The sequence below is a fragment of the Paenibacillus sp. 01L418 genome (genome assembly GCF_056400045.1).
Map to the genome: position 1 here is coordinate 1 of NZ_JBFTSN010000582.1, position 3,295 is coordinate 3,295.

The following is a 3,295-nucleotide window of genomic DNA, read 5'->3' on the forward strand; positions in this document are numbered from 1 at the left end:
TCGATACATTTACCGGCCAGCATCGCCGTTTGAATGTGGATCTTCGCTTCCGTTACCATTGCAGGCTTCGGCTTGATCGGGAAGCTCCTTCGGTAGCGAAATTAATCCGCATCTTCGCCGAGAAGACATATCAAGAACTTGCTAAGCGCCTATTTAATGATCTTGTCACACGCTGTATGCAAGAAGGAGTCATCGATGGGAGTCACATGGCTGTCGATAGTGCAGCGATTCATAGCTATGAGAAGTAGCAACCGAAACGCAAATTAGAACTGACTGGAAATGCCAACTGGGGTGCGAAGTTCGACACCTACCGCAACAAAGTCGAGTGGTTCGGCTACAAGCTTCATCTTGCCGTTGATACCACAAGAGAGCTACCTAAGGCGCTATCGATTACACCGGATCATGTTAATGACGGCGATATGGCCCCCTGCTCTGATAAAAGATACCGATACCGAAAACCAATAATAAATATGGCAGTTTTGACGATCTTCTTAACGAACTGGCAATCGCATTTGAAATTGGATTATAACCTCTGGACAAAAGAATAATGACAGAACACATAATTGAGAAAAATAATTCCCAAAAAATTATAGAAACACTTCTCAAATGGGGGGAAATAGCGGTGATTTTTTTTATTACGTCCTTGTATAGGAATAATGAGATTTTTTTCAAAAAAACGCCCCGAAGGGCGAAGCACGTTCCTCCACTATCGTACCCGTTAGCTTAATAAAATGAGCATGCCAATGTAGTGACTGCTCATACATGTGTGTTTTTCAACTATCGTTACCCGATAATTGAATAGAAACGTGGGTTCAGGCTAAATATCATACGTAATCTGACCCCAGTCATACCAGGTAGATAATGCGAATGTTGCGCTTTCAGAGTCGTTTCAGAGTGTGTACTCCACCACCTACGTCATGGCCTCAAGATGCTGGAAAGCTGAGGGCAGCGACTCTTCTTCGAGGCGCTGGCGGATCAAGGCGGCACACTCTTCGGAACTAAGCACCGAGGTGTCAACCTCCAGATCATAGATACCAAGCATATGGACAGCCTGCTGCCACAATCTCACCGGCTTTGGCACAGATCCGTCCTCTTCGTAGCCGGAATTCCAAGTAGCGATCCTCCGCTGCATAACAACCTCTAATGGGCATCGCACACCAACAAACAAAACCGGCAGTCCACTCAGAGTCCGGGCACAGCTGGGAAGAATCCCTCGCGGGATCGAATAAGCATCGTGGTGACCGACATCAACTACCACATTCAGCCCCAAGCGGCTGTGCGCAGCAATAGACTCATACATGGCTTGATAAAGGGTCACAATGAGTGGCTCAAGGTCGGGGCGTTCCCCACCTGGCCGAAGCCCAATCCCTGGCCGGTAGCGTTCAGGGGTCATCTGCATGAACCGGTCGACTCCCATGTTCATCCACACACCCTCGAACGTATTCTGAATCACAGTGGCAATACTGGACTTCCCTGACCGCGGAGTCCCGTTTAAAATAATAATCTGTCCGGGCACATCTACCTGTAACATTTGCTTCCCCCTTGATTGTAATGAATAAAAGTTCCTGCTCTCAACCTCAAGACGTTGGAACTCCGGCCACGCTTGGAGGCGCTGGCGGATCAGGGCGGCACACTCTTCAGAACTGAGCACCGAGGTGTCAACCTCCAGGTCATAGTTACCAGGCATATGGACAGCCTGCTGCCATAATCTCACTGGCTTTGGCACAGATCCGTCCTCTTCGTAACCGGAATTCCAGGTAGCGATCCGCCGCTGCATGACAACCTCTAATGGGCATCGTACACCCACAAACAAAACAGGCAATCCACTCAGGATCCGGGCACAGCTCGGAAGAATCCCCCGCGGAATCGAATAAGCATCATGGTGCCAGACATCCACCACGACATTCAGTCCCAGACGGCTGTGTGCAGCAATGGCTTCATACATGGCTTGATACAGGATCACAATTAGAGGCTCAAGTTCAGGGCGTTCCCCACCTGGCCGAAGCGATATCCCTGGCTGGTAGTGTTCGGGGGTCATTTTCTTGAACTGACTGCCCCCAGCGTTCATCCATACACCCTCAAACATATTCTGGATCGCGATGGCAATGCTTGACTTCCCAGCCCGCGGATTGCCGTTCAGAATGACTATTTGTCCGAGTTTATCTTCTTGTGACATGCGTTTCCCTCCATACAAAGATTTCGTTCATACTGTGAATGTTTTTTCCATCTTTGGAAGTTACAATATAGATTGTAGCAACTATACGGCTAATGGAATAGTCTGTAATTTTAATATAATAAGGCGTAAAATTGAATTAGAACATAATCTTATCTTGTTGTGCTATTCTGCCCGTTCATATTATGGTTCAACTAGATAKATCCTTATRCCGCAGYCATTGTCAGATAGGTCACYTWATAARCAAAAAAAACCACCCCGAAGGGTGGTCCGTACTCATGATGAGCACTATAGGATTTGGATAGGAGTGGAGAGTCCTGTCCTGAACCTGTAGCTTTTAGAGTAACGTACTTTCATACCGTGCCTGATGCCAACCGTGCCGCTTTCAACAGCATTCAAAACCACTATTTCTACATAATAGGAATGCTGCCCGTTAGCTTAATAAAGAAAAAGAGCAGCTGCCACAACAAAATTCTGTTTGTTCAACTATCGTTTCCGTTAGCGTAACAGCTGTATTAGATCGTACGCTCGTTGTATCTCTCTTTTTATCTTGGAAACTGAATTTTTTTAAAAATCGTATCAATCAACCATAAACCTGTTGCGGCAATAAAAACTGAGTACACAAAAACACTGGCGTACTTAAAAAGAAAAAGGATGCCTTCTGATTCGGTAAGAGAAAACAAATACAAAATAATCACTGCAAATATTAGATGTGAGGCTAACCCCATGAGCATGCTCAGCATTGTTTTTATTACCTTAATTTTTAAGATAATCATGTCTGTAATTAATGAACACGGTACGCCTATTATTAAGCAACCGAGGAATGAGTACATAAAATAGATGAAAAACGGGGCATAACCATGAAACTCCACAAGAATTAACGAAAGAATTAATGTTGTGAATATACTAGAAATTATCTTCCTACCAATATCAATTTTTATTGAAATTGTAGATTCCCCCCTTGTCACTGGATGATTAATAAACAAAACTCACATTATTTCAGCGATGGATTCATGAAGATTTTAAGCATAACTTGCCCGTTATCTGAAAGGCTACCCATGGTGCTGGTAGCCTATTGTCATGGTGCTATCGTTTCCCGTTAGCGTAGCAGTTGTTCTGTGG

The 3,295-nt window shown here is 45.0% G+C and carries 1 protein-coding gene and 1 pseudogene; one reads left to right on the plus strand and one right to left on the minus strand.

Features of this window, described 5'->3' with window-relative positions; all coding sequences use genetic code 11:
- Positions 1–428 (plus strand): annotated as a pseudogene (locus AC1DSE_RS33040) (transposase); the annotation flags it as partial.
- A 482-nt stretch (positions 429–910) separates the two neighbouring features.
- Here the strand turns inward: AC1DSE_RS33040 and AC1DSE_RS33045 are convergent.
- Positions 911–2,176 (minus strand): chloramphenicol phosphotransferase CPT family protein, encoded by a 1,266-nt coding sequence (locus tag AC1DSE_RS33045; protein WP_477509817.1) that lies wholly within the window; start codon positions 2,174–2,176, stop codon positions 911–913.
- Between the last annotated feature and the right edge of the window lie 1,119 nt (positions 2,177–3,295).

Excerpts from the sequence above, each read along its gene's own strand:
- AC1DSE_RS33045 (WP_477509817.1), bottom strand. The coding sequence starts at position 2,176 with ATGTCACAAGAAGATAAACTCGGACAAATAGTCATTCTGAACGGCAAT.